Annotated in this window: 20 protein-coding genes; 9 read left to right on the forward strand and 11 right to left on the reverse strand. The window is 72.0% G+C overall.

What is annotated here, in order from left to right:
* Together ACIRG6_RS19240 and ACIRG6_RS19245 are read left to right on the forward strand one after the other, a co-directional pair.
* Positions 1-1,737 (forward strand): LCP family protein, encoded by a 1,737-nt coding sequence (locus tag ACIRG6_RS19240; protein ID WP_364818546.1) that lies wholly within the window; start codon positions 1-3, stop codon positions 1,735-1,737.
* Positions 1,738-1,826: 89 nt separating this feature from the next.
* A complete protein-coding gene (locus ACIRG6_RS19245) occupies positions 1,827-3,449 on the forward strand; it encodes an LCP family protein (RefSeq protein WP_403323703.1) in 1,623 nt (540 codons plus the stop codon).
* Between the two features lie 6 nt (positions 3,450-3,455).
* On the opposite strand, the gene ACIRG6_RS19250 is transcribed toward ACIRG6_RS19245, so the two are convergent.
* Positions 3,456-4,502, reverse strand: a complete 1,047-nt coding sequence (locus tag ACIRG6_RS19250) for a glycosyltransferase family 2 protein (RefSeq protein WP_403323705.1) — start codon at positions 4,500-4,502, stop codon at positions 3,456-3,458.
* 138 nt (positions 4,503-4,640) lie between these two features.
* Here ACIRG6_RS19250 and ACIRG6_RS19255 point away from each other — a divergent pair, with 138 nt between their 5' ends.
* A complete protein-coding gene (locus ACIRG6_RS19255; RefSeq protein ID WP_435879503.1) occupies positions 4,641-6,152 on the forward strand; it encodes an LCP family glycopolymer transferase in 1,512 nt (503 codons plus the stop codon).
* 12 nt (positions 6,153-6,164) lie between these two features.
* Here the strand turns inward: ACIRG6_RS19255 and ACIRG6_RS19260 are convergent, their stop codons facing one another.
* Positions 6,165-7,451 carry an LCP family protein gene (locus tag ACIRG6_RS19260; protein WP_403323707.1) on the reverse strand — a complete coding sequence of 429 codons (1,287 nt, stop codon included), beginning with the start codon at positions 7,449-7,451 and terminating at the stop codon, positions 6,165-6,167.
* A gap of 118 nt (positions 7,452-7,569) precedes the next feature.
* Between ACIRG6_RS19260 and ACIRG6_RS19265 the strand changes: the two genes are divergently transcribed.
* Positions 7,570-8,136, forward strand: coding sequence for an acyl-CoA thioesterase (locus ACIRG6_RS19265; protein WP_189234374.1), 567 nt, complete (start codon positions 7,570-7,572; stop codon positions 8,134-8,136).
* Positions 8,137-8,203: 67 nt separating this feature from the next.
* Here the strand turns inward: ACIRG6_RS19265 and ACIRG6_RS19270 are convergent, their stop codons facing one another.
* Entirely contained in the window at positions 8,204-9,361 is a 1,158-nt protein-coding gene (locus ACIRG6_RS19270; RefSeq protein ID WP_239766185.1) for an acyl-CoA dehydrogenase, read from the reverse strand.
* 180 nt (positions 9,362-9,541) lie between these two features.
* Between ACIRG6_RS19270 and ACIRG6_RS19275 the strand changes: the two genes are divergently transcribed.
* Positions 9,542-10,885 carry a UDP-glucose dehydrogenase family protein gene (locus tag ACIRG6_RS19275; RefSeq protein ID WP_364680993.1) on the forward strand — a complete coding sequence of 448 codons (1,344 nt, stop codon included), beginning with the start codon at positions 9,542-9,544 and terminating at the stop codon, positions 10,883-10,885.
* Between the two features lie 251 nt (positions 10,886-11,136).
* Here ACIRG6_RS19275 and ACIRG6_RS19280 read toward each other — a convergent pair whose 3' ends face one another.
* Positions 11,137-11,643 (reverse strand): CGNR zinc finger domain-containing protein, encoded by a 507-nt coding sequence (locus tag ACIRG6_RS19280; protein WP_364680996.1) that lies wholly within the window; start codon positions 11,641-11,643, stop codon positions 11,137-11,139.
* Between the two features lie 92 nt (positions 11,644-11,735).
* On the opposite strand from ACIRG6_RS19280, the gene ACIRG6_RS19285 reads away from it, so the two are divergent.
* Both ACIRG6_RS19285 and ACIRG6_RS19290 read left to right on the forward strand, forming a co-directional pair.
* The gene (locus ACIRG6_RS19285; RefSeq protein ID WP_364680999.1) at positions 11,736-12,107 is read left to right on the forward strand and encodes a VOC family protein; all 372 of its coding nucleotides are present in this window, start codon (positions 11,736-11,738) and stop codon (positions 12,105-12,107) included.
* A 29-nt stretch (positions 12,108-12,136) separates the two neighbouring features.
* Complete coding sequence (locus tag ACIRG6_RS19290) at positions 12,137-12,529, forward strand: VOC family protein (protein WP_318213124.1); 393 nt, start codon at positions 12,137-12,139, stop codon at positions 12,527-12,529.
* 12 nt (positions 12,530-12,541) lie between these two features.
* Here ACIRG6_RS19290 and ACIRG6_RS19295 read toward each other — a convergent pair whose 3' ends face one another.
* Positions 12,542-13,672 (reverse strand): dipeptidase, encoded by a 1,131-nt coding sequence (locus ACIRG6_RS19295; RefSeq protein ID WP_403323711.1) that lies wholly within the window; start codon positions 13,670-13,672, stop codon positions 12,542-12,544.
* A gap of 106 nt (positions 13,673-13,778) precedes the next feature.
* Positions 13,779-14,135 carry a MerR family transcriptional regulator gene (locus ACIRG6_RS19300; RefSeq protein ID WP_239766550.1) on the reverse strand — a complete coding sequence of 119 codons (357 nt, stop codon included), beginning with the start codon at positions 14,133-14,135 and terminating at the stop codon, positions 13,779-13,781.
* A 55-nt stretch (positions 14,136-14,190) separates the two neighbouring features.
* Here ACIRG6_RS19300 and ACIRG6_RS19305 point away from each other — a divergent pair, with 55 nt between their 5' ends.
* Complete coding sequence (locus tag ACIRG6_RS19305) at positions 14,191-15,333, forward strand: alkene reductase (protein ID WP_403323713.1); 1,143 nt, start codon at positions 14,191-14,193, stop codon at positions 15,331-15,333.
* On the opposite strand, the gene ACIRG6_RS19310 is transcribed toward ACIRG6_RS19305, so the two are convergent.
* Genes ACIRG6_RS19310 through ACIRG6_RS19320 form a run of 3 tightly spaced genes read right to left on the reverse strand, consistent with a single transcriptional unit; the run spans position 15,282 to position 18,135 of the window.
* Positions 15,282-16,460, reverse strand: a complete 1,179-nt coding sequence (locus ACIRG6_RS19310; protein WP_403323716.1) for a dipeptidase — start codon at positions 16,458-16,460, stop codon at positions 15,282-15,284. The two genes, ACIRG6_RS19305 and ACIRG6_RS19310, sit on opposite strands and share 52 nt — an antisense overlap.
* Before the next feature lie 5 nt (positions 16,461-16,465).
* A complete protein-coding gene (gene purE / locus ACIRG6_RS19315) occupies positions 16,466-16,999 on the reverse strand; it encodes a 5-(carboxyamino)imidazole ribonucleotide mutase (protein ID WP_225638376.1) in 534 nt (177 codons plus the stop codon).
* The gene (locus ACIRG6_RS19320; RefSeq protein WP_364681013.1) at positions 16,996-18,135 is read right to left on the reverse strand and encodes a 5-(carboxyamino)imidazole ribonucleotide synthase; all 1,140 of its coding nucleotides are present in this window, start codon (positions 18,133-18,135) and stop codon (positions 16,996-16,998) included. Before ACIRG6_RS19320 ends, purE begins: the two co-directional genes overlap by 4 nt.
* Positions 18,136-18,299: 164 nt before the next feature.
* Between ACIRG6_RS19320 and ACIRG6_RS19325 the strand changes: the two genes are divergently transcribed.
* A complete protein-coding gene (locus tag ACIRG6_RS19325; protein ID WP_318213130.1) occupies positions 18,300-18,872 on the forward strand; it encodes a GtrA family protein in 573 nt (190 codons plus the stop codon).
* A 6-nt stretch (positions 18,873-18,878) separates the two neighbouring features.
* Here the strand turns inward: ACIRG6_RS19325 and ACIRG6_RS19330 are convergent, their stop codons facing one another.
* Positions 18,879-20,150: an ATP-binding protein gene (locus ACIRG6_RS19330; protein WP_364681016.1), complete on the reverse strand. Its 1,272-nt coding sequence runs from the start codon at positions 20,148-20,150 to the stop codon at positions 18,879-18,881.
* Positions 20,151-20,185: 35 nt separating this feature from the next.
* Positions 20,186-20,863 carry a response regulator transcription factor gene (locus ACIRG6_RS19335; protein ID WP_239766172.1) on the reverse strand — a complete coding sequence of 226 codons (678 nt, stop codon included), beginning with the start codon at positions 20,861-20,863 and terminating at the stop codon, positions 20,186-20,188.
* Positions 20,864-20,995: the final 132 nt, after the last annotated feature.

Here is a 20,995-nt window from a genome sequence, read left to right on the forward strand (position 1 = left end):
GTGGACGCGCAAGGACGTGGGCGGGCGGACGACATCGACCCCGCAGACCAGTGGGTGCTCAATCCGCGGACCGGCGAGTACGAACTGCGGCTGCCTTCTTCCGCGCCGCAGCCCGCCGTTCCGAAGCCCCGCAGAAGCGCACCGGGCGAGAGCGACGGGGAGCGCGGCACCGACGGCGCGGCCCGTCGCCGTACGACGGCCCCCGGCCGTGAGGTGCCGCCGCAACGGCGCCGCCGTTCCGCACCCGAGGAGCCGGCGCCCGGGCGGCGCGGCCGGCGGCCGGCGAAGAAGAAGTCGACGGGCAAGAAGATCCTGCTGTGGACCGGCGGCACGACGGCGTTCGTCGTCCTCGTGGCCGGTGTCGGCGGCTACCTCTACCTCAAGCACCTCGAGGGCAACGTCTCGACGACCGACATCGGCGGCGCGGGCAGCAGCAACTTCAGCAAGGACGAGGCCTTCAACATCCTCATCATCGGCACCGACAAGCGCACCGGTGCCGGCAACGAGGGCTACGGGGACCCCGGCAGCGTCGGGCACGCCGACACCAACATCCTGCTGCACGTGGCCAAGGACCGCTCCAACGCGACCGCGATGAGCATCCCTCGCGACCTGATAGTCGACATCCCGGACTGCCCGACCCTCCAGGAGGACGGGTCCGAGAAGGTCGTTCCGGGCCAGCAGGGTGTGCGCTTCAACCGGAGCCTCGGCGAGAGCGGCCGGGACGCGGGCTGCACCATGCGCACGGTGAAGGAGGTGACCGGCATATCGGTCGACCACTTCATGATGGCCGACTTCAACGCGGTCAAGACACTGACCACCGCGGTCGACGGGGTGGAGGTCTGCGTGGAGCACGCCGTCAACGACAAGAAGTCCAAACTCGTCCTGCCCGAAGGCAAGTCCAAGGTGGAGGGCGAGCAGGCCCTCGCCTTCGTCCGCACCCGGCACGCCTTCGGCAACCACGGCGACCTCGACCGCATCAAGGCGCAGCAGCAGTTCCTGGGCTCGCTCATGCGGAAGATGTCCTCCGGCGACACCCTCACCAGCCCCACCAAGCTGGTGAAGCTCGCCGAGGCCGCCACGAAGGCGCTCACCGTGGACAAGCCCATCGGCAACGTCGGCACGCTCAAGGACATCGCCCTGGAGCTGAAGAAGGTGCCGACGAAGAACATCACGTTCACCACGGTGCCGGTGAAGGACAATCCCGCCGAGAAGGTCCCGGTGACGGTCGTGGTGGACGAGGCGAAGGCGCCGCAGGTCTTCACCATGGTCCAGAACGACATCTCGTTCACCGAGGTCAAGCAGCAGCAGAAGAAGGAGGCCGCCGCCGTCGCGGCGCGTCTGCAGGGCACCAGGTCCGAGCCGTCCGAGATCCGCGTCCGCGTCCTCAACGGCGGCGCCCCGGGCGGCAGCGCCGGGAAGGAACTGCTCTACCTCCAGAACGAGGCCGGCGTCACCAAGTCCGAGAACGCCGGCAACGCCCCGGCCCCGCTCGCGAAGACCACCCTGGAGTACGCCCCCGACCAGGCCGACCAGGCCCGCGCACTCGCCGAGATCCTCGGCCTGTCCGGCGCCGCCATGAAGCCCGGCGAGAGCGTCACCAACTCCCAGGGCCTGCCCACCATGACACTCACCCTCGGCAAGGACTTCAAGGGCGCCGGGGTCAAGCTCAACGCCGCTTCCGTGGAGACACCGGAGCTGGACAAGTCCACGGCCGATCAGGTGCAGTGCGCCAGTTGACCTGACGGGCCCGCCGTACGTCTCACAGGACGACCACGGACGGAGGACGGGCCCGCGGCGCGGCGGCAGGGGTGGGGAAGGACGCGGAAGTGACGCAGAGCGGTGTACAGGGGGAGGACACGCGGCAGGCCGCGTCGGACACCCCCGAGGGCGACGAGACGGTCGCGGGCCGGGGGGACGACGGCGAGGACGGCGCCGAGGCCGGTATACGCCGGCCCCGCCGGGGGCTGCGGGTGCTCCGCTGGACCGCCCTGACCCTCGCGGTGTTCCTGATCGGCACGGCCGGTGCCGGTTACCTCTACTACGAGCACCTCAACGACAACATCGAGCAGGACGTCCTGAACCTGGGCGACAGCAAGGTCGCCGCGCCGACGCCGAACGCCGCCGGCCAGACCCCGCTGAACATCCTCGTCATCGGCTCGGACGCCCGGGACAGCGAGGAGAACCAGCAACTCGGCGGCGCGCGCGAGACGTTCGGCTCCACCCCGCTGGCCGACGTGCAGATGCTGGTGCACCTGTCCGCCGACCGCAGCAACATGTCGGTCGTCAGCATGCCCCGCGACACCCTGGTGAAGATCCCGAAGTGCACCGACCCGGACGACGGGACGGTCTATCCGGCGAGCGAAGGCCGGGTGATGACCAATCAGAGCCTCGGCCACGGCGGCCCCGGCTGCACGGTGGCCACCTGGCAGGAGCTCACCGGCATCCACATCGACCACTTCGTGATGGTCGACTTCGCGGGCGTGGTGTCGATGGCGGACGCCGTCGGCGGCGTCCCGGTCTGCGTGGACGCCAACATCCACTCACGTGACGGCCAGGGCCACGGCTCCGGCCTGAAGCTGGAGAAGGGCACCCACCCGGTGAAGGGCGAGCAGGCCCTGCAGTGGCTGCGGACCCGCTACGGCTTCGAGGACGGCAGCGACCTGGCCCGCGCCAAGGCCCAGCACATGTACCTCAACTCGATGGTCCGCGTGCTGCGCGAGAACGCCACGCTCAGCAGCCCGGGCCGGCTGCGCGCGCTCGCCGAGGAGGCCACCGAGGCGCTCACGGTCGACCCGGGCCTCGACACCGTCAAGAAGCTGTACGACCTCAGCAGCGAGCTGCGCACCGTGAAGCCGGAACGCATCACCATGACCACGATGCCCAACCGGTACGTGGGCGCGCGCGTGGAGCCGACCGAGGACGCGGAGCGGTTGTTCCGGCTGGTGCGGGAGGACATCGCGCTGGACGGCAAGGACGCGAAGAAGAAGGAGCCCGGGCCCGGCCGGGACTCGCAGGCCCCCGCCGACCCGGCCGCCGCCGCCGACGAGATCGCGGTACAGGTCCGCAACGGCACCCGCACCGACGACCTCGCGGCGGCCCGCGGGCGCGCCGACACGGTAGCCGGGCTGCTGGTGGAACAGGGCTTCACGCGGGCCGTCGCCGACCCCTCGGTGCTGCCGAGCGAGGACCGTACGGTCGTCCGCTACCCCAGCGCCGACCTGGCGGGCGACGCGCTGCGGGTCGCCGAGTCACTGGGGATTCCGGCGAGTTCGGTCCAGCGGTCGACCGATGTCTCGGGCGTCACGCTCGTCGTGGGCGCGGACTGGCGCGAGGACACGGCCTACGAGGTGCCCGAGGCGGACGACAGCACCCCGGAGTCGGCCGAGGCGCTCAACGGCGCGGACACCGGCGCCTGCATGCACGTGAACCCGGGGTTCACCTGGTCCTGAGCGGCGTCACCGGGCGCCGGCGGCGTCGGCGTCCGGCTGGACCGCCGGGCGCCGCGACGCGATGACCCGCTTCGCCAGCGACCGCGGGCTGGTCAGGAAGCCGAAGCCCCACGACATGTGCATGGTCGCCAGCGCCACCGGGATCTGCGCCCGCGCCTTCGGCCCGAGCCCCTTGCCCGCCGGGAGCGAGCCCACGACGATCGCGGCGAGGTAGCCACCGGGCACGACGAAGCCCCACGGGGTCAGCGCCGCGCCCACCACGACGCCGGCCGCGATCGCGCACACGGCGGCCGGCGGGGCGAGGTAGCGCAGGTTGATGGAGCCGGAGTGGTAGCGGGCGACGACGTGCCGCCAGCGGCCGTAGTCCTTGTACTGCTTGGCCAGCGCCCGCACGGAGGGCCGGGGCCGGTAGGACACCTTCAGCTCGGGCGAGAACCAGATCAGGCCGCCGGCCTCACGGATGCGGAAGTTCAGCTCCCAGTCCTGGGCGCGTATGAACTCCTCGTTGTACCCGCCCTGCCGCTCCAGCGCCTCGCGGCGGAACACGCCCAGGTAGACCGTCTCGGCCGGACCCGCCTGACCGCCCGTGTGGAAGGCCGCGTTGCCCACGCCGATCTTCGACGTCATCGCGGCGGCGACGGCGTCCTCCCAGGCGTTCTCGCCCTCGGCGTGCATGATGCCGCCCACGTTCTGCGCGCCGGTCTCCTCCAGCAGCCGTACGGCCGTGGCGATGTAGTTCGGCGACAGCATGCCGTGGCCGTCGACGCGGACGACGACGGGATGGCGCGAGGCCTTGATCGCGGCGTTCAGCGCCGCGGGCGTGCGGCCCGTGGGGTTCGGCACGGTGTGGACACGGGGGTCCTCGCGGACGAGTTCGGCGGCGATCTCTTCCGTGCGGTCCGTGGACGGACCGACGGCGATCACGACCTCCATCTCGCCGGCGTACTCCTGGGCGAGGATGGCGCGGACGGCGCCGCGCAGGTGCCGCTCCTCGTTGAGGACGGGCATGATCACGGAAACGGCGGGCAGCCGCACGTCGGACTTGGCGTTCATCGGTGCTCACGTTACCGCGAACGGGGGACACGGGTGCGCGCCGCGGGGGTCAGGGCCCCGGTCAGCAGATCGTATGGGCCTACGGTGCTCACGGATCCCACGTCCGGCCCCAGGTCCCGCCCTCGCGGAGGTGTCACCATGCCCACGCCGCCCCGCTCCCCCAGGGTCCCGGCATCGCCCCCACAGGGCGGCCCCCCGCCCCAGCGCACCCGTCCGCGGCCCGCCGGCCGCCCGCCGGGGCCCGCCGTACGGCGGAAGAAGCCGCGCTGGGCCATGCGGGCGGTGACGGGGCTGTCGGTGGTGGTGCTCGCCTCCGCCGGGATCGGGCACGCGGTGCTCTCGGGCCTGGACGCGGACATCGCCCGCGTCGACGCCTTCAAGGACATGAAGAACCGCCCGCGCGACGGTGACGGCATGAACGTCCTGCTGGTCGGCACCGACGGCCGCGACCGGATCAGCGAGGAGGAACGGCGGAAGTACCGGCTCGGCGGCGCGCCCTGCCACTGCACCGACACGATCATGATCGTGCACATCTCGGAGGACCGGGAGCGGGCGAGCGTGGTCAGCCTGCCGCGCGACTCGTACGCCGTGACGCCCGACCACACCGACCGCACGACCGGCGAGCACCACCGGGGACACCCCGTCAAGCTGAACGCGGCCTACGCCGAGGGCGGTCCCCAGCTGACCATCCGCACCGTCGAAAGCATGACCCGCGTGAGGATCGACCACTATCTGGAGGTCGACTTCACCAGCTTCATGAAGACCGTGGACGTCCTCGGCGGCGTGCGGATCTGCACCGTCCAGCCGCTCAAGGACAGGTACACCGGGCTCGACCTGCCGGCCGGCACCCACGAGCTGACCGGCGGGCAGGCCCTCCAGTACGTCCGCGCCCGCCACCTCGACGGGGCCTCGGACCTGAGCCGGATGAAGCGCCAGCAGCGCTTCCTGGCCGCGCTGATCGACCGGGCGACCTCCTCCGGGCTTCTGCTGAACCCGCTCAAGTTCCGCGACGTCACGCGGGCGGTGCTGGGTTCGGTGCGGGCCGACAAGGGGTTCGGCACCGACGAGCTGCTGGCCCTCGGGCGGGCGATGCGGAACTTCTCGCCGTCGTCCTCCGAGTTCACCACCGTCCCGATCGGGCAGATGGGCTACGCCGTCAAGGGCGTCGGCTCGACCCTCAAGTGGGACCCCGCCGAGTCGAAGCGGATCTTCGACGCGCTGCGCGAGGACAAGCCGCTGGCCCCGCCAGGACCGAAGCCCGAGGGACCGGCGCCGGTGCGGGTGCCGGTCGACCCGAAGCAGATCCGGGTCCAGGTGGAGAACGGCACGCACACCGCCGGGCTGGGCCGGCGCGTGGACGACGCGCTGGCCGCGACCGGCTTCCTCACCACCCGGACGCCGGTGAACGCCGCCGACCGCGCGGTGGCACGGACCGTGGTCGCCTTCGACCCCCGCTGGGACAACTCGGCGAAGTCGCTGGCCGCCGCCCTGCCCGGCAGCGAGCTCAGGCCGGTCAAGGGCCAGGGGGCGACGCTGAGGGTGATCGCGGGCGCCGACTTCAGGCAGGTGGCGAAGGTGGGGCCGGCGGACCCCCCGCAGGAGTCGGGCACGGTGGTGCGCGGCGACGAGGTGGTGTGCGGGGAGCGGTGACCGGCCGCGGCCTCAGTTGCCGGAGACGGTGACCTTGTCGTCGTTCTTCAGCTGCTCCACCAGCTTCTCCACCTTGGCGTCGTCCCACGTGAGGTTTCCGCCGACACTGCCGGAGACCGGCATGTTCATCGAGGTGCCCTCGCCGCCGCTGACGCTCTTCATCGCCCAGAACATGCCGGCCAGGTCGAACAGGCCCATGTCCTTGTCGACGATGAGGGAGTCCAGGCCCGCGCCCATGGTCGGGTACAGCTTGAACGGGTTCAGCACGGTCGACGGGGTGGCCACCTGGCTCGCCAGGGCCGACAGGAACTTCTGCTGGTTCTTCGTGCGGTCCAGGTCGGAGCCGGGCAGCGCGTACCGGGTGCGGACGAAGGCCAGGGCCTCCTCGCCGTTCAGGGTCTGCTTGCCCTTCTTGAAGTCGGCGCCGGACTTCTTGTCCTTGATGTCCTGCGGGATGTCGATCTCGACGCCGCCGACCGAGTCCACGATGTTCGCGAAGCCGGCGAAGCCTATCTCCACGTAGTGGTCGATGTGCAGCCCGGTGTTGAACTCGACGGTGCGCACCAGCAGCTCGGGGCCGTCCTCCGCGTACGCGGCGTTGAGCTTCACGTGCCGGCCCGTGCCCTCGTACTTCTTGCCGGACTCGGAGCCGACGAAGCTCGGGATCTCGACGTCCGAGTCGCGGGGCAGCGAGACCAGCGTCGACCCGTTGTCCCCGGTGTGGAGGATCATCATCGAGTCGGTGCGCTTGCCCTCGGCCGAGCCGGTGTGCAGGTCCTTCTTCTGCGCGTCGGTCATGCCCTCGCGGCTGTCGGAGCCGACGATCAGGTAGTTGGTGCCCTCGCCGGCCTCGGGGCGGTCGATGACCTTGGACAGGTCGACCTCGCGGTTGAGCTTGGAGTCGGCCCAGAAGTAGGTCCCGACGGTGGTGACGACCAGCACGGTCACCACCGTGATCGCCGTCCACTTGATCCGGCGCCGCCAGTTCGGCGCGGGGCGCGCACCGCCCGGGCCGGGACCGGCGGGGCCGCGGCCGCCGGGGCTGCCGTAGACCTGGCCGGTGTTGTAGCCGCTGTCGTACGCGTCCTGGCCGCCGTAGCCCTGGCCGTCGACGTACGACGGCTGCTGCGGCACCCCGCCCCCGTACGGAGGGGCCGACCCGCCCGGGCCGGGCGGCGGCACCGCGCCGCGGCGGACCTGACGCATCACGCGGGCACTCTCGGGCTGTGCGCTCGCGCTGCCGCGTCCGTACCGGCCGGCGCGGTTGTCACCGGGTCGTCCCTGGGGCCAATCAGTCATGCGGACCAGTGTGCCGGTCCCGGCGGCGCGGCTGACAGGGGCGTCGGGAAATAGGGGCGGCGCTGTTGCGAAGCTGACACAAATTACTCGGATGTCGTCCCGGCATAAGGTGGACGGCATGACAGACCAGGCAGAACAGGCCTCGGCCGCGGAGTCGGCGACACCGGAGATCCCGGGCAAGCCGACCTCGGCCTCCCGCACCACCCTCAGCCACATCATGACGCACAGCGACACCAACCTTCTGGGCACGGTGCACGGCGGCGTCATCATGAAGCTGGTCGACGACGCGGCCGGCGCCGTGGCCGGACGGCACTCCGGCGGTCCCGCCGTCACCGCGTCCATGGACGAGATGGCGTTCCTCGAACCGGTCCGGGTCGGCGACCTCGTCCATGTGAAGGCCCAGGTCAACTGGACCGGCCGCACCTCCATGGAGGTCGGCGTGCGAGTGCTGGCCGAGCGTTGGAACGAGTCCGCCCCCGCCACCCAGGTCGGCTCGGCCTACCTGGTGTTCGCCGCGGTGGACGCGGACGGCAAGCCCCGCTCGGTGCCGCCGGTGATCCCGGAGACCGAGAAGGACAAGCGGCGCTACCAGGAGGCCCAGATCCGCCGCACCCACCGTCTGGCCCGCCGCCGCGCGATCATGGAACTGCGGGAGCGCCGGGTGGCGGAGGGCTACGAGGACTGAGCGCCCCGCACGCGCGCGAAGGGCGCCCGGGACATCGGTCCCGGGCGCCCTTCTCGTGGGAGAGGCGTTACGGCAGGTTGCGCGCCATGACGATGCGCTGGACCTGGTTGGTGCCCTCGTAGATCTGCGTGATCTTGGCGTCGCGCATCATGCGCTCCACCGGGTAGTCACGGGTGTAGCCGTAGCCGCCGAGCAGCTGGACGGCGTCCGTGGTGACCTCCATCGCCACGTCGGAGGCGAAGCACTTGGCGGCGGCGCCCTGGAAGGTGAGGTCGCTGTCACCACGCTCGGACTTCGCGGCGGCGGCGTAGGTGAGCTGGCGGGCCGCCTCGATCTTCATGGCCATGTCGGCGAGCATGAACTGGACGCCCTGGAAGTCGGCGATCGGCTTGCCGAACTGCTTGCGCTCCTTGACGTAGCCCTTGGCGTAGTCGAGGGCGCCCTGGGCGATGCCGAGGGCCTGGGCGGCGATGGTGATGCGGGTGTGGTCCAGCGTCTTCATCGCGGTGGCGAAGCCGGTGCCCTCCGCGCCGATCATGCGGTCGGCGGGGATGCGGACGTTGTCGAGGTAGACCTCGCGCGTCGGCGAGCCCTTGATACCGAGCTTCTTCTCGGGGGCCCCGAAGGAGACGCCCTCGTCGGACTTCTCGACGACGAACGCGGATATGCCCTTGGAGCGCTTGTCGGGGTCGGTGACGGCCATCACCGTGTAGTACTCGGAGACGCCCGCGTTGGTGATCCAGCGCTTGACGCCGTTGAGCACCCAGAAGTCGCCGTCGCGCACGGCCTTGGTCTTCATGCCGGCCGCGTCGGAGCCCGCGTCGGGCTCGGAGAGGCAGTACGAGAACATGCCGTCGCCCTTGGCGAGCGGGGTCATGTACCTCTTCTTCAGCTCCTCGGAGCCGGAAAGGATCACCGGCAGCGAGCCGAGCTTGTTCACGGCGGGGATGAGGGAGGAGCTCGCGCAGACGCGGGCCACCTCCTCGATCACGATGACCGTGGCAAGGGCGTCGGCGCCCGCGCCGCCGTACTCCTCGGGGACGTGCACGGCGTGCAGGTCGTTCGCCGTCAGGGCGTCGAGGGCCTCCTGCGGGAAGCGGGCCTCCTCGTCGACCGCGGCGGCGTGCGGCGCGATCTTCGCCTCGGCCAGCGAGCGGACGGCGTCGCGGAGCATGTCGTGCTCCTCGGACGGGCGGTACAGGTCGAAGTCAGCCGATCCGGCCAAGGTCTCTCACGCTCCAAAACGCTGTGATGCTGGGCACGCTAACTACCGTTAAGTAACCCAAATTTTAGAACGCCCGGGCTTCCGTGGATAGGTGAGGTAGACGACAGCCGACCAAGGGCCCTGCCCGGTGCCCCGGATATGCTCGGGCGCGCACCTCAGCCGTACACCTCTGGAGCACCCATGGCCCTCAAGATCACCGTGATCGGCACCGGCTACCTCGGCGCGACCCATGCGGCGGCCATGGCCGAGCTCGGTTTCGAGGTGCTGGGCCTGGACGTGGTGCCCGAGAAGATCGAGATGCTCCAGCGGGGCCAGGTCCCGATGTACGAGCCGGGTCTCGAGGAACTGCTGGCCAAGCACGTCGCGGGCATCGAGGGGTCCAGCGGGCGGCTGCGCTTCACCACCGACTTCGCGGAGGTCGCGGCCTTCGGCGACGTGCACTTCCTGTGCGTGAACACGCCGCAGAAGCACGGCGAGTACGCCTGCGACATGTCCTACGTCGACTCCGCGCTGGCCTCGCTCGCGCCGCATCTGCGCGGCCCCGCCCTGGTCGTCGGCAAGTCGACCGTGCCCGTGGGCAGCGCCGACCGGCTGGCCTCCTACCTCGCCGAGCACGCGCCGGCGGGCGGCGACGCCGAGCTGGCCTGGAACCCGGAGTTCCTGCGCGAGGGCTTCGCCGTGCAGGACACGCTGCGCCCGGACCGGATCGTGGTCGGGGTGCGCAGCGAGCGGGCCGAGAAGCTGCTGCGCGAGGTGTACGCCACACCGATCGCCGAGGGTTCGCCGTTCGTCGTCACCGACTTCCCGACGGCCGAGCTGGTGAAGACCGCCGCGAACTCCTTCCTGGCGACCAAGATCTCCTTCATCAACGCGATGGCGGAGGTCTGCGAGGCCGCCGACGGCGACGTCGCCAAGCTGGCGGAGGCCATCGGGCACGACGACCGGATCGGCAGGAAGTTCCTGCGGGCCGGGATCGGCTTCGGCGGCGGCTGTCTGCCCAAGGACATCCGGGCGTTCATGGCGCGCGCCGGTGAGCTGGGCGCCGACCAGGCGCTGACGTTCCTGCGCGAGATCGACTCCATCAACATGCGCCAGCGCGGCCAGATGGTCGAGCTGGCGCGGCAGGCGCTGGGCGGCGGCCCGTTCCTGGGCAAGCGGGTCGCGGTGCTCGGCGCCACCTTCAAGCCCGACTCGGACGACGTACGGGACTCGCCCGCACTGAACGTCGCCGGGCAGATCCACCTCCAGGGCGCCCAGGTGACGGTGTACGACCCGAAGGGCATGGACAACGCCCGGCGGCTGTTCCCGACGCTCGGCTACGCCGACTCGGCGCTGGAGGCGGTGCGCGGCGCCGACGCCGTGCTGCACCTGACGGAGTGGCGGGAGTTCCGCGAGCTGGACCCGGAGACGCTGGGCGAGGTGGCGACGGCGCGGGTGATCCTCGACGGCCGCAACGCCCTGGACCCGGAGGTCTGGCGGCGGGCCGGGTGGACCTACCGGGCGATGGGCCGGCCGACGGCCTGAGTCGTGTCCGCGAAGTCCCTCCGTCCGCCCGGCTACCCGGGACTTCGCCCAGTGCGGCGAGAGCACGTGCCAGGCGTCGCGGGGCGGGACGGACTTCGCGGACACGGCCCAGGGCCGTCCTCGCACTCCCCCGCCATCAGACCCGGCATCGGCGGGTGACGCCGGTTCGGCCGAGGCTCAGTCGGCCGAACCGGCGTCCGTCCGCATTCTGCCCCACCGGGCCGCGCACCGGCCGGTGAACCTCCTGAGCGTTACGCCTCCTTGGCGCGGTACCGGCGCATCTTCGCGCGCGCCCCGCACACCTGCATCGAGCACCAGCGCCCGCGTCCGGCCGGGCTGCGGTCGTAGTACGCCCAGTGGCAGTCGGCGGCCTCGCACGCCTTGAGGCGGCTCCAGGTGCCCGCGACCAGTGCCTCGGCGACGGCGGCGGCGACCCGGGCGAGCAGGGACCCGGCACGGGCCGGGGCGAGGGCGGCGGAGCCGTCGGCCGGGTCGACCGTCACGACCAGCGGGGCCCCGGCCAGCAGCTCGCCGAGCGGGGTGACCGTGGCGTGCGGCGGGTGCCCGGCGTGGGCGAGCAGAGCCGCGCGCAGTGACTCGCGCAGGTCGCGCGCGTCCGGCACCTCGTCCTCCGTCAGACCGAACGGCGCCCGTCCCTCCGGCGTGCCCAGCGAGTCGGCGCCCGTCTCCAGGTCCAGCGTGTTCACCAGGGCCTCGATCACGTCCAGGCCACCCGGTGCGGGCGATCTCTCACTCATGCTTGCGACGTTACCGCCCATACGGGAGCATGGGGTAACCGTTACCGGTTACCCGCACTGTGCAGGTAACCGCTGACTTCAAGGAGGAAGTCATGGCCGTAGCCGAGCTGGGCGTCGTCGTCCTGGACTGTCCCGACCCCCGCGCGCTGGCCCGCTTCTACGCCGACGTGCTCGGCGGCACCGTCGAGGTCCAGAACGACGGACAGGACGAGTGGGTCGACCTGAAACTGCCCGGCGGGCAGGCCCTGGCGTTCCAGGCCGCCCCCGAGTACGTACCCCCGAAGTGGCCCGGGCCCGACGGCGCGCAGCAGTTCCATCTCGACCTCGTCGTGCCGGACCTGGACGTGGCCGAGAAGGCCGTGCTGGAGCTCGGCGCCCGTCCGCTGGACGCCGAGGACCGGTCGCGTTCGTTCCGCGTTTACGCCGATCCCGCCGGGCACCCGTTCTGCCTCTGTGCCTGCTGAAGACACCTCACATCACCGGGAGGAGCCCCATGGCACCCGTGGCCCGTTTCCGTTCCGTCGTCGTCGACTGTCCCGAGCCCCGCGCGCTGGCCCGCTTCTACGCGCAGGTCGGCGGCGGCACTCCCGACGAGGAGGACCCGGACTGGGTGGTCCTCCAGGTGCCCGGCGGGCCGCGGGTGGCCTTCCAGCGGGTGCCGGAGCTCACCCCGCCCGAGTGGCCGCGCTCCGACCGCAACGCCCAGCAGTTCCACCTCGACTTCGACGGCGGGGCGACCTGGGAGGAGATGGACGCGGCGCACGAGAAGGTGCTCGCGCTGGGCGCCCGGCCGCTGGACCTGGAGGACCGGGAGAAGAAGGACTTCATGGTGTACGCCGATCCGGCGGGGCATCCGTTCTGCCTGTGCCGGATCGAGCACACCTGACGCCGGGAGTGCTCAGCCGTCGAGCGCGGCGATCGTCGCGGTCGACGGCGGGCGCCGCAGCTGGGCCGCACGGGCGGTGAAGGCCGCACCCCGCAGCACACGCTGCACGTTCCCCCAGGTCAGCAGGGCGACATCCGCCTCGTCCCAGCCGCGGCGCAGCAGCTCGGCGACGAGCCGGGGGTAGCAGGAGGCGTCGCCGAGCTCCAGCGGGTGGGCGGTTCCGGTGTCGTGGGTGCCGGACAGGCCGACGCTCCGCGGGCCGGCGACCTCACGGACGTGGTCCAGGTGGTCGGCGACGTCCCGGACGGTCGGCCCGGTCTGCTCGGCGGTCAGCGGCACCATGCACAGGCCCCCGGCCGCGCCCAGCTCGGCGAGCAGGTCGTCGGGCAGGTTGGCGGGGTGCGGGCGCAGCGCGCGGGCGGCGGAGCGGGTGCACAGCGCGGGCGCCTTGGAGACGGCGAACGTACGGCGGATGGTCTCCGCGCCGGCGCCCGAGAGGTCGGCGACGACGCCGAGCCGGTTCATCTCGCGGACGACCTCCTCGCCGAACCGGGTCAGCCCGGCCTCGCTCGCCCAGGAGGTGCCGGTCAGGGTGAGCACCCGCAGGCCGAGGGCGTGCAGGGAACGCAGGATGCCGAGGCTGTCGCCGAGCGCGGCGGCTCCGGCGGGGCCGGGCAGCACGGCGACGCGGCCGCAGTTGCGGGCGTCGATGGTCTGCCCCGCGTCGTACGCCAGCCGGAGGCCGTCGGAGTGGGCGCGGACGACCGTCCTGACCAGGTCGAGCTGCTCCAGGGTGGCGCCGACGGCCCGGTCGCCGCCGATGCCCTCGGGCAGGTGCAGCGACCAGAACAGGGCACCGACATGTCCTTCGCGCAGCCGGGGCACGTCGGTGTGGACGCTGCTCTCGCCCAGCTCCAGGTCGTACCAGGACAGATGCTTGAGCGCCCGGGGCAGGCCGCAGTAGCCGTCGGCGACGGGGTGGGCGGCCAGCACGGCGTGGGCCCGGGTCAGCGGCTCGTCGTCGGGACCGGACACGGGCGCGTAGGGCTCGGGCGGGAAGGAGTCGTCGGGCAGCGGCACGGGCAGGTCGTCGAGCTCGCCGGCCTCGGTACCGGTGTGCAGGTCGTCCTGGAGGTCTGCCATGACGGGCTCCGTACGGTCGTCGTGCGTTACGGCCACCGTCACACGGAGCAGGTGGGGCTTCCTGGTGGGCGGCGCGTTCGGGGGTACGGCGCCCGGGGGCCCGCGCTCAGCCGCGGGCCGCGTCGATCACCTCGTCCAGAGTGTCCCGGGAGCGGAGCAGGTCGGCGATGGTCCGGTCGATGCGGGCGCGTTCCGCGGTGAGGTCGGCGACCAGCTTCGGCGTGGCGACGGCGGAGGGCCCGCCGTCCCCGTCCCGCATGCAGGGCAGCAGGTCGGCGATCTTGCTGCTGCACAGTCCGGCCGCGTACAGCTCCTGGATGCGGATGACCCGGTCGACGGCCGCCTCCGCGTACTCGCGGTGCCCGCCGGGCGTACGCTCGGCGGCGAGCAGCCCCTGCTTCTCGTAGTAACGCAGCGAGCGTTCACTGACGCCCGTACGCCGGGCGAGTTCGCCGATCCGCATGCCGTCGCCTCCGGGGCTTGATTCTGACACCTGTGTCAGGTTTTAGCGTACGGGCATGACGAACACAACAGCGCTCTTCGCCGCCGCCCCGCTCGGACCGCTCACCCTCCCCAACCGCCTGGTGATGGCCCCGCTCACCCGCAACCGCGCCGAGGCCGACGGCACCCCGACCCCGCTCATGGCCACGTACTACGCCCAGCGCGCCTCCGCCGGGCTGATCGTCGCGGAGGCCGCGACGCCGAACGCGGTCGGGCAGACGTACCCGAACATCACCGCGATCCACACCGCGCGGCACGTGTCCGGCTGGCGGCGGGTCACCGACGCGGTGCGCGCGGCCGGGGGCGGCGGGATGTTCCTCCAGCTCCAGCACGGCGGCAGGGTCGGGCACCCCGCGACCAGCGGACTGACACCGGTGGCGCCCTCGCCCGTGCCGCTGCCCGAGACGATCTTCACGCCGGACGGGCACCGGCCTGCGGTGGTGCCCCGGGAGATGACCGCGGAGGACATCCGCACCACCGTCGCCGACTTCGTCCGGGCGGCCCGCAACGCGCTCGACGCCGGATTCGAGGGCGTGGAGGTGCACTCCGCCAACGGCCACCTTCTGCACCAGTTCCTGGCCCGCAACACCAACCTGCGCACGGACGGCTACGGCGGTTCGATCGAGGGGCGCATCCGGTTCACGGCCGAGGTGACCGAAGCCGTGGCCGCCGAGATCGGGGCCGACCGGGTGGGGCTGCGGGTCTCCCCCGGCAACACCGTCAACGGCATCGCGGAGGGCGAGACGGAGGAGATCTACCCGGCGCTCACCGAACGGCTCGGCGGACTCGGCCTCGCCTACCTGCACCTGGTCTTCGCCGACCCCCAGGCCCCGGTGTTCCGGAAGATCCGCGCCGGATGGCCGGGGACGCTGGTCGCCAACCCGGTGCTGGAGGAGATCTCCGGCCCGGCGATCGAGGCGGCGTCCGCTCGGCTGCTGGAGGCCGGGGCCGACCTCATCGCCCTCGGCAGGCCGTTCCTGGCCAACCCTGACCTGGTGACCCGGCTGCGCCTGGGCGCACCCCTGAACCAGGTGCGGGACCGCTATCTGATGTACGTGGGCGGGGCGACCGGATACACCGACTACCCCGCCCTCGCGGAGGAGACGGCTCAGCCGTCCAGGTCCTCCAACGTCGCGTTGGACGGCTCCCGAGTCGCCTGAAGCGCCCTGGCCACGTCCTCGGCGGCGCCCAGCACCCGTACCGCGTTCTTCCAGGTCAGCTTGGCCAGGTCGGCCTGGGACCAGCCGCGGTCGAGCAGCTCGGCGACGAGGTTCGGGTAGCCCGAGACGTCGTCGAGGCCCTCCGGCGTGAACGGCGTGCCGTCGTAGTCGCCGCCGATGCCGAGGTGGTCGACGCCGGCGACCTCGCGCATGTGGTCGAGGTGGTCGGCGACCGTGGACACCGTGGCGACCGGGCGCGGGGTGCGCTCCTCGAAGGCGCGGTGGACCTTCATCGCCTCCGGGCTGGTGTCCAGGTGGTGGAAGCCGTGCGCGCGCATGTTCTCGTCGGCGGCGGCCGTCCAGTCCACGGCGGCCTGGAGCACGAACTTCGGCACGAACGTCACCATCGCCATGCCGCCGTTGGCGGGCAGCCGCTCCAGCACGTCGTCCGGGATGTTGCGCGGGTGGTCGCAGACGGCCCGGGCGGAGGAGTGCGAGAAGATCACCGGCGCGGTGGAGGTGTCCAGCGCGTCCCGCATCGTCGTCGCGGCGACGTGCGAGAGGTCGACCAGCATCCCCTCGCGGTTCATCTCCCGCACGACCTCGCGGCCGAAGGCCGACAGACCGCCGACACCGGGCTCGTCGGTCGCCGAGTCCGCCCACGCCACGTTGTCGTTGTGGGTGAGCGTCATGTAGCGCACGCCGAGCGCGTACAGCCCGCGCAGGGTGGCGAGGGAGTTGTCGATGGAGTGGCCGCCCTCGGCGCCCATCAGCGACGCGATACGGCCCTCGGCGCGGGCCGCCTCCATGTCGGCGGCGGTCAGCGCGGCCCGCAGCTCCCCGGGGTGGCGGTCGATCAGCCGCCGTACGCAGTCGATCTGCTCCAGCGTCGCCGTCACCGCGCCCGGCAGGTCCGAGCGGACGTACACCGACCAATACTGCGCGCCGACGCCGCCGGCCCGCAGCCGGGCCAGGTCGGTGTGCAGGTGGGCGGACTGGTCCCCGGCGATGTCCCGGGCGTCGAGGTCGTAGCGGACCTGCTCGCGCAGCGCCCACGGCAGGTCGTTGTGACCGTCGACGACCGGGAACTCCCGCAGCAGCTCCCGGGCCTGGTCCAGCGAGGTCATCCGGGTCACTTCCCGAAGCCGAAGCCGGCCGCCGAGCCCGCGACCTTGTTGCGCAGTCGCTTGCCCTTCTCGGTCGCCTGGTCGTTGAGGTCCTGCTGGAACTCGCGCATCCGGCCGAGCAGCTCCTCGTCGTGGGCGGCGAGCATGCGGGCGGCCAGCAGGCCGGCGTTGCGGGCGCCGCCGACGGAGACGGTGGCGACGGGGACACCGGCCGGCATCTGCACGATGGACAGGAGGCTGTCCATGCCGTCCAGGTACTTCAGCGGCACCGGTACACCGATGACCGGCAGCGGGGTGACCGAGGCGAGCATGCCGGGCAGGTGGGCGGCGCCGCCCGCGCCCGCGATGACCGCCTTGAGCCCGCGGCCGGCGGCCTGCTCGCCGTACGCGATCATCTCGTGCGGCATGCGGTGCGCGGAGACGACGTCGACCTCGTAGGGGATCTCGAACTCGTCGAGCGCCTTGGCGGCGGCCTCCATGACGGGCCAGTCGGAGTCCGACCCCATGACGATGCCCACGACCGGGCTGACCGGGCTCATTCGGTGATCGTCCCTCTCAGGTAGCCGGCAGCGTGACGGGCGCGCTCCAGCACGTCGTCCAGGTCGTCGCCGTAGGTGTTGACATGTCCGACCTTGCGGCCGGGCTTCACGTCCTTGCCGTACATGTGGATCTTCAGCTGGGGGTCGCGGGCCATGCAGTGCAGGTACGCGGAGTACATGTCCGGGTAGTCGCCCCCGAGGACGTTGACCATGACCGTCCACGGTGCGCGCGGGCGCGGGTCGCCCAGCGGCAGGTCGAGGACGGCGCGGACGTGGTTGGCGAACTGCGAGGTGATCGCGCCGTCCATCGTCCAGTGGCCGGAGTTGTGCGGGCGCATCGCGAGCTCGTTGACCAGGATGCGGCCGTCGCGGGTCTGGAACAGCTCGACGGCGAGGTGGCCGACGACGCCGAGTTCCTTGGCGATGCTGAGGGCCATCTCCTCGGCCCGCAGCGCCAGGTCCCGGTCCAGGTCGGGAGCGGGCGCGATCACCGTGTCGCACACGCCGTTCACCTGCTGGGACTCGACGACGGGGTACGCCACCGCCTGGCCGTGCGGGGAGCGGACGACGTTGGCGGCCAGCTCGCGGACGAAGTCGACCTTCTCCTCGGCCAGCACGGGCACGCCGGCGCGGAAGGGCTCGGCGGCCTCCTCGGCGGAGTCGACGACCCACACGCCCTTGCCGTCGTACCCGCCGCGGACCGTCTTGAGGACGACCGGGAAGCCGTCGCCCTCGGCCGCGAAGGCGGCCACGTCGGCCGGATCGCTCACGATCCGGTGCCGGGGACAGGGCACGCCGATCTCGACGAGCTTCGCTCGCATCACCCCCTTGTCCTGCGCGTGGACCAGCGCGTCGGGCCCGGGGCGCACGGGGATGCCGTCCGCCTCCAAGGCCCGTAGGTGCTCGGTCGGTACATGTTCGTGATCGAACGTGATCACGTCGCAGCCCCTCGCGAACGCGCGCAGCGTGTCGAGGTCGCGATAGTCGCCGATGACGACATCGCTGACGACCTGCGCCGCGGAATCCTGAGGGGTGTCACTGAGAAGCTTGAACCTGATGCCCAACGGGATGCCCGACTCGTGTGTCATACGAGCGAGCTGACCCCCGCCGACCATGCCGACTACCGGGAACGTCACACCCCTAGCGTATCGGCCGCGCGGAGCCCACCGGTTTACCGGCCGTTTCCCGGCCGTCGCCCGGCCCCCTCGCCGGGCGATACCCGCGCCCGCAGGAAGATCGCACCCCCGGGTGGTTAGCATGACTGGACCGATGCCAACCGAGGACGGGGGCCTGCACGACCATGGGACATGGTTCCTCGCGTGCCCGTACGGCTCCCCCGGCGCCCTCGGCACCCCGCGGCGGCCTGCGGCAGCGGCTCGACCGGCTGGTCCGTGAGGCTCTGAAGTTCGGCGCGGTGGGCGGCGCGGGCGTGCTGGTCAACCTTCTCGTCTTCAACCTGGTCCGGCACGTGACCGACCTCCAGGTGGTGCGGGCGAGCCTCGTCGCCACCATCGTCGCGATCGTCTTCAACTACCTGGGCTTCCGCTACTTCACGTACCGGGACCGCGACAAGAGCGGCCGCACCCGCGAGATGTCGCTGTTCCTGCTGTTCAGCGCGGTCGGCCTGGTGATCGAGAACGGCGTGCTCTACACGGCGACGTACGGCTTCGGCTGGGACAGCCCGCTGCAGAGCAACATCTTCAAGTTCCTCGGCATCGGCATCGGCACGCTGTTCCGCTTCTGGTCGTACCGCAGCTGGGTCTTCCGCACGCTGCCCGCCCCCGAGCCGAGGCCGCGGCAGGACTCCTTCGGGGAGCCCGGACGCCCGGCGGCGGTACGCGAGGCCGACGGCACCCCCGCGGCCCACCGCTGACGGCGGCTAGCGCACCGTCTCCCCCTCGTCCGACGACGACTTCTTCGGCGGCGTCCGGGACAGGAACAGGCCGAAGACCGGGGGCCGGGACTGGAGCAGTTCCAGGCGGCCGCCGTCCGCCTCGGCCAGGTCCCGGGCGACGGCCAGGCCGATGCCCGTCGAGTTCCGCCCGCTGATCGTGCGCTCGAAGATCCGCGCCCCCAGGTCGGCCGGGACACCGGGCCCCTCGTCGGTGACCTCGACCACCGCCTGGTTGCCCGTGACCCGGGTCCGCAGGGCCACGGTGCCGCCGCCGTGCATCAGGGAGTTCTCGATGAGCGCGGCCAGCACCTGCGCCACCGCGCCCGGCGTGCCCACGGCCGTCAGATGCCGCTTGCCGGAGCTGACGATCGCCCGCCCCGAGCTGCGGTAGGCGGGACGCCACTCGGCGATCTGCTGCTGGATGATGTCGTCCAGCTCGAAGGTGACGGCGGAGCCGCTGCGCGGGTCGCGGGAGTTCGTGAGCAGCCGGTCCACGACGTCCGTCAGCCGCTCCACCTGCGACAGCGCGATCGTCGCCTCCTCCTTCACCGTCTCCGGCTCGTCGGTGAGGGTGATCTCCTCCAGCCGCATGGACAGCGCCGTCAGCGGCGTGCGCAGCTGGTGGGAGGCGTCGGCGGCCAGACGGCGCTCGGCGGTGAGCATCCGGGCGATGCGCTCGGCGGAGGAGTCCAGCACGTCCGCGACGCGGTCCAGCTCGGGGACGCCGTAGCGCTTGTGCCGGGGGCGCGGGTCGCCGGAGCCGAGGCGCTCGGCGGTCTCGGCGAGGTCGGTGAGCGGGGAGGCGAGGCGGTTGGCCTGGCGGATCGCCAGCAGCACCGCGGCGATCACCGCGAGCAGCGCGACCAGGCCGATGATCAGCAGGGTCCGGCCGACCTCCCGGGTCACCGAGGAGCGCGGGTCCTCCACGAGGACCGTCTCGCCCTCCTCGCCGGTGGCCTTGCCGCGGATGACGTCGCCCTCCGGCTTGCTGCCGACCTCGATGACCCGCTCGCCGGGGATGCGGATCACGGCGTACCGGGCCTCCGCGACCTGCTCGCGCAGGAAGCTCTCGTCCACGGACCCGGTGCCGAGCAGCCGGCTGTCCACGATGCTGGCCAGCCGCACCGCCTCCAGGTCCACACGCTCCTGGGCGGTGGTGCTGATCGTCCGGGTCTCGACGATGACGAGGGAGACGCCGAAGACGGCGATCACGACGAGCACCACGGCGAGCGTGGACTGGATCAGTCGGCGGCGCATGTTCCCCTACGTACCCGCGTACGGCCCCGGAGGGCTCAGTTCTTCTCGAAGCGGAAGCCCACGCCGCGCACGGTGGCGATGTAGCGGGGGTTGGCCGCGTCGTCGCCCAGCTTCTTGCGCAGCCAGGAGATGTGCATGTCGAGGGTCTTCGTCGACGACCACCAGGTGGTGTCCCAGACCTCGCGCATCAGCTGGTCGCGGGTGACCACCCGGCCGGCGTCGCGCACCAGGACCCGCAGCAGGTCGAACTCCTTGGCGGTGAGCTGGAGCTCCTCTTCGCCCATCCAGGCGCGGTGCGACTCGACGTCGATGCGCACGCCGTGCGTGGCGGGCGGCTGCTGGGGCTCGGCGGCGCCGCGCCGCAGCAGGGCGCGGACCCGGGCGAGCAGCTCGGCCAGCCGAAAGGGCTTGGTGACGTAGTCGTCCGCCCCGGCGTCCAGGCCGACGACGGTGTCCACCTCGTCGGCGCGGGCGGTCAGGATCAGGATCGGCACGGCGTGCCCGTCGGAGCGCAGCCGGCGGGCGACCTCCAGTCCGTCCATGCCGGGCAGCCCGAGGTCCAGCACGACCAGGTCGATGCCGCCCTGCATCCCGGCGTCGAGTGCGGTGGGGCCGTCCTCACGCACCTCGACCTCGTACCCTTCCCGGCGCAGTGCGCGGGCCAGCGGCTCCGAGATGGACGCGTCGTCCTCGGCGAGCAGTACACGGGTCATGAGCTGATGGTAGTCCGCTCGGAGCAACGCCCGGGGTGAGATCGACGTGAGGGTCTCTTACCTCCGGACATGCCGGACAGGTGCCGTGTCCGGGCCGGGCGCAGGCCGTCCGGCCCGCGCCGCCGCCCCGGT

The organism is Streptomyces flaveolus (assembly GCF_044765825.1).
Classification (GTDB): Bacteria; Actinomycetota; Actinomycetes; order Streptomycetales; family Streptomycetaceae; genus Streptomyces; species Streptomyces flaveolus.

What these genes read in the sequence shown, in the direction of transcription:
- ACIRG6_RS19250 (WP_403323705.1), bottom strand. Translation starts at nt 4,502, where the DNA reads ATGAACGCCAAGTCCGACGTGCGGCTGCCCGCCGTTTCCGTGATCATG.
- ACIRG6_RS19325 (WP_318213130.1), top strand. Translation starts at nt 18,300, where the DNA reads ATGGGACATGGTTCCTCGCGTGCCCGTACGGCTCCCCCGGCGCCCTCG.
- ACIRG6_RS19310 (WP_403323716.1), bottom strand. Translation starts at nt 16,460, where the DNA reads ATGACCTCGCTGGACCAGGCCCGGGAGCTGCTGCGGGAGTTCCCGGTC.
- ACIRG6_RS19335 (WP_239766172.1), bottom strand. Translation starts at nt 20,863, where the DNA reads ATGACCCGTGTACTGCTCGCCGAGGACGACGCGTCCATCTCGGAGCCG.
- ACIRG6_RS19260 (WP_403323707.1), bottom strand. Translation starts at nt 7,451, where the DNA reads ATGACTGATTGGCCCCAGGGACGACCCGGTGACAACCGCGCCGGCCGG.
- ACIRG6_RS19305 (WP_403323713.1), top strand. Translation starts at nt 14,191, where the DNA reads ATGACGAACACAACAGCGCTCTTCGCCGCCGCCCCGCTCGGACCGCTC.
- ACIRG6_RS19300 (WP_239766550.1), bottom strand. Translation starts at nt 14,135, where the DNA reads ATGCGGATCGGCGAACTCGCCCGGCGTACGGGCGTCAGTGAACGCTCG.
- ACIRG6_RS19295 (WP_403323711.1), bottom strand. Translation starts at nt 13,672, where the DNA reads ATGGCAGACCTCCAGGACGACCTGCACACCGGTACCGAGGCCGGCGAG.
- ACIRG6_RS19285 (WP_364680999.1), top strand. Translation starts at nt 11,736, where the DNA reads ATGGCCGTAGCCGAGCTGGGCGTCGTCGTCCTGGACTGTCCCGACCCC.
- ACIRG6_RS19265 (WP_189234374.1), top strand. Translation starts at nt 7,570, where the DNA reads ATGACAGACCAGGCAGAACAGGCCTCGGCCGCGGAGTCGGCGACACCG.
- ACIRG6_RS19275 (WP_364680993.1), top strand. Translation starts at nt 9,542, where the DNA reads ATGGCCCTCAAGATCACCGTGATCGGCACCGGCTACCTCGGCGCGACC.
- ACIRG6_RS19280 (WP_364680996.1), bottom strand. Translation starts at nt 11,643, where the DNA reads ATGAGTGAGAGATCGCCCGCACCGGGTGGCCTGGACGTGATCGAGGCC.
- purE (WP_225638376.1), bottom strand. Translation starts at nt 16,999, where the DNA reads ATGAGCCCGGTCAGCCCGGTCGTGGGCATCGTCATGGGGTCGGACTCC.
- ACIRG6_RS19290 (WP_318213124.1), top strand. Translation starts at nt 12,137, where the DNA reads ATGGCACCCGTGGCCCGTTTCCGTTCCGTCGTCGTCGACTGTCCCGAG.
- ACIRG6_RS19255 (WP_435879503.1), top strand. Translation starts at nt 4,641, where the DNA reads ATGCCCACGCCGCCCCGCTCCCCCAGGGTCCCGGCATCGCCCCCACAG.
- ACIRG6_RS19330 (WP_364681016.1), bottom strand. Translation starts at nt 20,150, where the DNA reads ATGCGCCGCCGACTGATCCAGTCCACGCTCGCCGTGGTGCTCGTCGTG.